General features: G+C 63.4%; 8 protein-coding genes. 7 read left to right on the top strand and 1 reads right to left on the bottom strand.

All coding sequences use genetic code 11. The annotated features are described in order from the left end of the window. Positions 1-146: 146 nt before the first annotated feature. Positions 147-1,193, bottom strand: coding sequence for a LacI family DNA-binding transcriptional regulator (locus V7N12_RS02775; protein ID WP_333712539.1), 1,047 nt, complete (start codon positions 1,191-1,193; stop codon positions 147-149). A 194-nt stretch (positions 1,194-1,387) separates the two neighbouring features. Here V7N12_RS02775 and V7N12_RS02770 point away from each other — a divergent pair, with 194 nt between their 5' ends. The 7 genes from V7N12_RS02770 (at position 1,388) to V7N12_RS02740 (ending at position 7,773) form a co-directional block, all read left to right on the top strand. Further along, entirely contained in the window at positions 1,388-1,579 is a 192-nt protein-coding gene (locus V7N12_RS02770) for a hypothetical protein (RefSeq protein ID WP_333712538.1), read from the top strand. Positions 1,580-1,602: 23 nt separating this feature from the next. Beyond that, the gene (locus V7N12_RS02765; RefSeq protein ID WP_333712537.1) at positions 1,603-2,748 is read left to right on the top strand and encodes a TRAP transporter substrate-binding protein; all 1,146 of its coding nucleotides are present in this window, start codon (positions 1,603-1,605) and stop codon (positions 2,746-2,748) included. Positions 2,749-2,856: 108 nt separating this feature from the next. After that, positions 2,857-3,372: a TRAP transporter small permease gene (locus V7N12_RS02760; protein ID WP_333712536.1), complete on the top strand. Its 516-nt coding sequence runs from the start codon at positions 2,857-2,859 to the stop codon at positions 3,370-3,372. Between the two features lie 18 nt (positions 3,373-3,390). Further along, the gene (locus V7N12_RS02755) at positions 3,391-4,719 is read left to right on the top strand and encodes a TRAP transporter large permease (RefSeq protein ID WP_443089930.1); all 1,329 of its coding nucleotides are present in this window, start codon (positions 3,391-3,393) and stop codon (positions 4,717-4,719) included. A gap of 11 nt (positions 4,720-4,730) precedes the next feature. Then, positions 4,731-6,035: a histidinol dehydrogenase gene (gene hisD, locus V7N12_RS02750; protein ID WP_333712534.1), complete on the top strand. Its 1,305-nt coding sequence runs from the start codon at positions 4,731-4,733 to the stop codon at positions 6,033-6,035. A gap of 8 nt (positions 6,036-6,043) precedes the next feature. Beyond that, a complete protein-coding gene (locus tag V7N12_RS02745) occupies positions 6,044-6,802 on the top strand; it encodes an SDR family NAD(P)-dependent oxidoreductase (protein WP_333712533.1) in 759 nt (252 codons plus the stop codon). Continuing rightward, positions 6,799-7,773: an alcohol dehydrogenase catalytic domain-containing protein gene (locus V7N12_RS02740; RefSeq protein WP_333712532.1), complete on the top strand. Its 975-nt coding sequence runs from the start codon at positions 6,799-6,801 to the stop codon at positions 7,771-7,773. Before V7N12_RS02745 ends, V7N12_RS02740 begins: the two co-directional genes overlap by 4 nt.

Below are 7,773 nucleotides of genomic sequence, written 5' to 3'. Positions count from 1 at the left end.
TCCCTCGAGGCGACTCACGCCTGGTTCGATTCCAGGGTCGCCCACCATTTTTCCAAGTCGTTGGATTTTTTTTACCGTGCAGGCAGGCCAGGGGCTTGCGGCGACGGGCGGTCGGTTCGCTTTCGACACTCGCCCACCCTGCAATGTCACGCGCCGCCTTGCGCCCCGCGGCGGCCCAGCGACTTTCGCAGGCGGATGTCGGTGGGCAGCTTGACGCTGTCCGGCGGGGGGACGTCTTGTTGCAGCATCCCCAGCAGCATCGCCGCCGCGCGTCGGCCCATTTCGCGGTGCGGGACATGCACCGTGGTCAGGGAGGGCTCGGCCAGCATGGCAATCTCGATATCGTCGAAACCGGTGACCGAGACATCTTCGGGCACCCTCAGACCCATTTCGCGCGCCGCCCTCAAGGCGCCGATCGCCAGAACGTCATTCACGCACATCACAGCTGTCGTCTCCGGTGCGGTGGCCATGATCTGCCGAAAGGCGACCTCGCCGTTCTCGATGCCGTAGGGCGTTTCGATATAGGCCATGCCGTCTCCGTCCAGACCGGCATCGCGCAGGGTCCGGCGTATCCCGTCGACGCGGCGGCGCGCCCTGTCGTTATCGGCCGTCGGGGCCGAGATGCAGGCGATCCTGCGATGGCCATTGGCGATGACCAGCCGGGTCAGTTCCGCCATCGCCGCTGCATTGTCAAATCCGATCGCGACCTGATCCTTGCCCTCTTCATAGGACCACGCCACCAGCGTCGGGATCGCGCGCCGCGACAGGAACGCATAGAGAGCATCGCTTCGGTCATAGCCGATCAGCAGCAAGGCATCGGCACCGCGTGCCACCAAGGTGCGGACCTGCTCATCCTCGAGCCGGGGCTGATAGGCGGACGAGGCGACCAGCAGGGTCTTCCCATGCCGCCCCAATTCTTCCTGAAAGGCCTGGATCCCGCGTGCGAAAACCGCGTTTTCCATCGTCGGAATGATCGCACCGACCGTGTTCGTCTGCTTGGCCGCCAGCGCGCGCGCGCTGAAGTTCGGCGCATAGCCAAGGTCCGCCACAGCTTGCAGGACCCGTTCGCGCGTGATCCCCACAACCTGATCGGGTGAATTGAGACAGCGCGAGACGGTGGCCGTTGATACATGCGCATGGCGCGCAACATCGGCCAAGGTCGGCACACCGCCCGTGCCGCGCGATCTGGTCATGAGAACTTCTCGTCTTGTTTCATGCAGTTGACCAATTTCCCGATGCGGGCCCAGCCACGCAGTTGCGGCACAGGCGCGAGATGCCAAGGACCATACGCTGCGGGTGCAGCCGATGTAAACGCTTGCAAGAAAAAATGTAAGCGCTTACATTTAACACGAATCGTGCCGCCGTCATGCTTCTTGGGAGGGGAGATATGCCGTATCTGATCGCACTCGCACTGGTTTTGGCGTTCACCGCGAATGTGGTGATGGGTGCCATCGGAAGTGGCCGAATGTTCGGCAACGTCACTGAAATGCTGGTCCTTTTCGCTGCTGCGATCGCGTTTTCCGTGGGCATCCTGCGCAGCGAGGCGCGCGCCAAATCCAGAAAAACAGACGTCGAATAAACCGTCCAATGGGAGGAACATTTATGGACACTGACAGACAAGAACTTGCATCGGCCGAGCGCCGGAATTTCCTGAAACTTGCCACGACCGGCAGTTTCACGGCTGCGGTTGTCGCCGGTGCGGGGGGGATGCTCTGGTCGACCGAGGCCGCCGCACAAACCGCCGCCGAAGAGCGCGAGCGGGAAGCAGCCGCTGACCACGTGATGACGCTGGCGACAGCCTACGTGCTTGGTGCCTCACGCAGCTATCCGATCATGCAGCTGGACCTGAAGGAAAACATCCAGAACATGACCAACGGCAAGGTCTATGTCCGTCTTGCCCCTGGTGGCCAGCTGGGCGCTGGCGGCGCCCTTGTGCAGGCAGTTCAGGGCGGTACCATCCAGTGTGCACAGCATTCACTTGCGAACTTCGCACCCTTTGCCTCGGTGGTCGATCTGATCAACCTGCCCTACTTCTGCGGGTCCAACCAGCGCTTCACCAACCTGACCTCCTCTGACACCTGGAAGTCCGAGGTCGATCCCAAGATTGCGGCCAGCGGGTTCAAGGCGCTGTTCTACATCGTGATCGATCCGCGAGTCGTCGCGGTGCGTCAGGGGGGCAACGCCGTCATCACGCCGGGCGATATGGCGGGCATCAAGTTCCGCGTGCCCGGGTCGGCCATGCTGCAGCAGTATTACTCGATGGTCGGTGCCAACCCGACACCCGTGGCCTGGGGCGAAACGCCTTCGGCGATCCGTCAGGGCGTTGCCGATGCGCTGGACCCATCCGTGGGTGCGCTGCATGTCTTCGGCTTCGGCGAGATCCTGAGCCACGTGACCTTCACGCAGGCGGTGCCGGACAGTCAGGTCTATTCGATCAACCTCGAATGGTTCAACAGCCTGCCATCCGACGTGCAAGAGGGAATCGAGTTCGCAGGCGAGGTGACCCAGCACCAGAACCTGTCCAAGGTTCCTTCGGCACGGTCCTATGCGATGTCGCAGCTGATCGCCAACGGGGTCGAGTTCCACTCGCTCACCGACGACCAGCTGGCCGAATGGCAGGCAGCCGGTGGCTACCAGCGCAGCGAATGGGACCAGTTCAAGGTGGACCTCGCGGGCGACATGGACACTTTCGCGCGGCTTGAAGAGGCTGCCGGAACGCGCAGCCGCTACTACGTCCACGACGCATAAAGTCAGACCGGGCCGGCGCCCCGTTGCGCCGGCCCCCTATCCAACCACGACACGATCCAATCCAGGGAACGGATGCCGGCATGGGCAGGCTCCGTACAGGAGGGCTGCATGCGAAAAATCTATGATGCGATAGACCGCAATGGCGAACGCTGGCTGCTGCTGGCCTTCTACGTGATGCTGGTCGGCACCATGTTCATCGAGGTCGTCCGGCGCGAGATCTTCTCGTATTCGTCGATCTGGGGCGAAGAGATCGTCCGCTACTCGTTCATCTATCTGGCATGGATCGGGGCCGCGGCGGCTGTCAAGGAACGCGGGCATATCCGCATCGACGTCATCATGAACTATCTGGGGCGGCGCGCGAAGGCGCTGCTTTACATGTTCGGTGACATCGTGATGTTCATCGTTGCGCTGATCGCGATCTACTGGTCGTGGGAATCGGTGCATGTCTCGTGGAAGTTCGGATCGGTCACGCATGGATTGCGGATCGGCTTCTACTTCTTCCTCTTCGCGGTGCCTTTCGGCTTTACCCTGGTGGTCTTGCGATTGGTCCAGTCTTTCATCCGTGATCTCAACGACTTTCGGAACGGGCGTCCCGTTTACGAAGGCGACAAGCTGTTCGATTAAGGGGGGAACGGTCCGATGATGTGGCAACTCGCACAGGAAACCGACCTGATACTGGGTTGGGATTTCTACGCCCCCGTTATTCTCTTTGTCGTTCTTGTCGCGCTGGCCGTTCCGGTCTGGGCCGCGATCGGGGCTGCAACCATCCTCATGCTGGTCTGGTCGCAGGCGCTGCCTCTCAGCCTTCTGGGCGAGAAGCTGTTCACCGGGATCGACGCCTTCGCGCTGACCGCCGTGCCGCTTTTCATTCTGACCGGAGACGTGCTGGTCCGCACCGGCCTAAGTCGAAAATTCCTCGATGTGGCCGAGGCGCTGACCTGCTGGGCGCGGGGCGGTTTCGGGTCGGCCACGGTGCTGGTCTGCGGGATGTTCGCGGCGATCTCGGGTTCCGACGCGGCGGGTGCTGCTGCCGTCGGCCGCATGACCATCGACCGGCTTGTCGAAAGCGGCTACCCCCGCCCCTATGCCTGCGCGCTTGTGGCGGCGGGTGCCTGTACCGGTATCCTGATCCCGCCATCGATCGCCTATATCATCATCGGTCTGGTGCTGGGGATCGCCGTGTCGACCCTGTTTCTTGCAGCCATCATTCCCGGACTGCTGATCCTGATTTCGATCCTTGTCACCAATATCGTGATGAACCGCCTGAACAAGTGGGAAGGCGGCGGGATCATGACCCGCGCCGAGTGGCAGGCCAATCTCTGGCGCACTGTCAAATCCGGCTGGTATGCCTTCCTTGTGCCCGGCATCATCTTTTACGGCATCTTCTCGGGCCGTCTGACGCCGACCGAAGCGGGCGCTGTCGCCGTGGTCGTCACCATCGTCATCGGCTTCATCATCGGCACGCTGAGGTTCAGCGACTTTCCCGCGATGCTGGTCAGTTCGGCCAAGGTGAACGGTGTGATCCTGCCGATCATCGCCTTCTCGATCCCGCTGGCCGAGGCCCTCGCCATCATCGGCGTGCCACAGGGCTTTGTCGGTGCGCTGACATCGATCAGCGAAGAGCCTTGGGTCCTGATCCTGATGATGGTGCTGATCCTGATCGCGGCGGGCTGCGTGATGGAGACGACACCCAACATCGTGATCCTTGCGCCGATCCTGTTCCCGCTGGCCCAAGAGATCGAGATGAACGACATCCAGTTCTGCATCATGATGATCACCGCACTGGGTGTGGGGTTCATCACTCCGCCGCTGGGTCTGAACCTCTTTGTCGTGTCGGGGATCACGGGCGAATCGATCCTGAAGATCGCCTACCGGGCAATTCCGTTCGTGTTCTTCATGCTGATCGTGACGCTGATGATCGCATACATCCCCGCCTTCTCGACCTCGCTACTTCCAAATGTCTACCGATAGGACCGTTTGCCATGACACGTGAGTATCTCAAAAAAGCCGTTCTGACCTCCAAGTCGGATGCCTCTGAAACCCATGCGACGGTGCAGACCATCCTTGACGACATCGAAGCGGGGGGCGATGCCAAGGCATTGGAATATGCCGCGAAGTTCGACAAATACAGCGGCAACATCGCATTGACCGAGGCGGAAATCGCGGCGGCGGCGGCCAAGGTGCCGCAAAAGCTGAAGGACGACATCCTTTTCGCCCATGACAACGTGCGGCGCTTTGCGGAACTGCAAAAGAGCAGCCTGCATGACGTGCAGATGGACATCCGGCCGGGCTTTGTGGCGGGACAAAAGACGATCCCGGTCGATGCAGCGGGCTGTTATGTGCCCGCGGGCCGCTATCGCCACATCGCCAGCGCCATCATGACCGTGACCACCGCCAAGGTCGCCGGATGCCGCCATATCACCGTCGCCTCGCCGCCGCAGCCAGAGGGGCTCAATCCGGCCATCATCTATGCGGCCAATGCCTGTGGCGCGGACAAGATCATGGCGATCGGCGGGGTGCAGGGCGTGGCGTCCATGGCCTTTGGTCTGTTCGGCCTGCCGCCGGCCAATATCATCGTCGGCCCCGGCAACCAGTTCGTCGCCGAAGCCAAGCGCATCCTTTTCGGGCGCGTGGGCATCGACATGATCGCCGGTCCCACCGACAGCCTGATCCTTGCCGACAAGACCGCCGATCCTTTCATCGTGGCGACCGACCTCGTCAGTCAGGCCGAGCACGGCTACAACTCGCCCGTCTGGCTGGTCACCGATGACCGCGCCTTGGCCGAAGAGGTCATGGCCCTTGTGCCCAAGCTGATCGACGACCTGCCCGGTCTGAACCGCGAGAACGCCACAGCCGCCTGGCGCGACTATGCCGAGGTGATCGTCTGCGCCGACCGCGAGGAAATGGCCGCGACCTCCGACGACTATGCGCCCGAGCATCTGACCGTGATGGCGGAAGACCTCGACTGGTGGCTGGGCCGGCTGACCTGCTATGGCTCGCTGTTTCTGGGCGAGGAAACCACGGTCTCCTACGGCGACAAGGCCGCAGGCACCAACCACGTGCTGCCGACCTCGGGGGCGGCGCGCTATACCGGCGGTCTGAGCGTGCACAAGTTCATGAAGGTCGTCACATGGCAGCGGGCCACGCGCGAAGGCGCGCGGGCCGTGGCCGAGGCGACCGCCCGCATCTCGCGTCTGGAAGGGATGGAGGGCCATGCCCGCGCGGCTGATGCGCGGCTGGCCAAGTTCTTCCCCGGCGAGAACTTCGATCTGACAGCCGCAGACTGAGGTGTCAGGTGGCCGCATCCCCACATATCGACCTGTCGGGCCATGTGGCCTGCGTGACAGGGGCAAGCTCTGGTCTGGGACGCCGCGCGGCGCTGGTGCTGGCCCGTGCCGGTGCCTCGGTTGTTGCCGTCGCACGGCGGACCGAGGCATTGGAATCGCTGCAGGACGAGGCGGATGGGGCGGTGTCGCCCCTGCCCTTCGATCTGGCGGATCGTGACGGGCTGGGGCAGCTTGCGGCCCGCGCGGCAGCGCCCTTCGGCGCACCCGATATCCTTGTCCATGCCGCAGGGATCAACACGCGCGAGGCGGCGGATGACGTCACGCCAGACGGCTGGGACGTGACGATGACCCTGAACCTTGCCGCGCCGTTCTTTCTGTCGCAGCACCTTGTTCCGGCGATGAAGACCAAGGGCTGGGGCCGGATCGTGAATTTCGCCTCGCTGCAATCCTACCGCGCCTTTCCGGGGGGGATCAGCTATGGCGCGTCCAAGGGCGGTATCGCGCAGATGACCCGCGCCATGGCCGAGGCCTGGTCCGGTGACGGGATCAACGTGAACGCCATCGGTCCGGGCTTTTTCCGCACCGAACTGACCGCCGCCGTCTTCGCCGATCCCGAGCGCGCCGCGCGCAATGCCGCGCAGACCTGCATCGGTCGCAATGGCGAGCCCGAGGATATCGACGGGCCGCTGCTGTTCCTCAGCTCGGACCTGTCGGCCTATGTCACCGGACAGGTCCTGATGGTTGACGGGGGGTTCACCGCGAAATGAAGGCCCTGGTCTATACCGCACCCGAAACGCTTGACTACCGTGACGCCCCCGATCCCGATCCGCGCGACGATCACCACCTGATCCGCATCGACAGCGTGGGCATCTGCGGGTCCGACATGCATGCCTATCTGGGTCATGACGACAGACGCCCTGCCCCGCTGATCCTTGGGCACGAGGGGGCCGGAACGATTGTCAGCGGTCCGCTCGACGGTCGCCGCGTGACGATCAACCCGCTGGTGACCGATCCGCAAAGTGCCGCCAGCCTGTCGGGCCGCGAGAACCTCGATCCGGGGCGACAGATCATCTCGATGCCGCCGCGCGAAGGCGCCTTTGCGCAGTATGTGGCGATGCCCGAGCGCAATCTGGTCACGGTGCCCGAGGGGTTCTCGCTTGAAAAGGCGGCCCTTGCAGAACCGCTTGCGGTCAGTTGGCATGCGGCACGGTTGGGGCTTGAAAGACTGCACCCCGCCGACGAGCGCCGCGCCCATGTGATCGGCGGCGGCGCGATCGGTGTGGCGGCGGCACTGGCGCTGAAGGCGATGGGGGTCGGGGCGGTCACGCTGGCGGAACCCAATGCGACACGGGCGGCCTATCTGTCCGATGCCTGCGGCATCGCCATCGACAATGCGCCCGCAACAGGCATCCCGCTGATCATCGACGCGGTCGGCATCGCACCGACGCGCAAGGCCGCATCCGCGCTGGTCGCCCCGGGCGGTGTGATCGCCCATATCGGGCTGGGTGACGCGGACGGCGGTCTCGATATCCGGCGGATCACCCTGCAAGAGATCACATTCCTTGGCACCTATACCTATACCGCGCAGGATTTCCGCGACACCTGCGCGGCCATGTTCGACGGTCGCCTCGGCCCGCTTGACTGGGCCGAGACCCGTTCCCTCGCCGAAGGCGCGCGCGCTTTCGACGACATCCGCAAGGGCCGTGTTCGCGCGCCCAAGATCATTCTCAAACCCTAA

Origin of the sequence: Yoonia sp. (assembly GCF_036770585.1) — a bacterium.
Taxonomy (GTDB): Bacteria; Pseudomonadota; Alphaproteobacteria; order Rhodobacterales; family Rhodobacteraceae; genus Yoonia.
The sequence above is the reverse complement of the archived record's forward strand: the minus strand, read 5'-3'. Positions and strand labels throughout refer to the sequence as shown.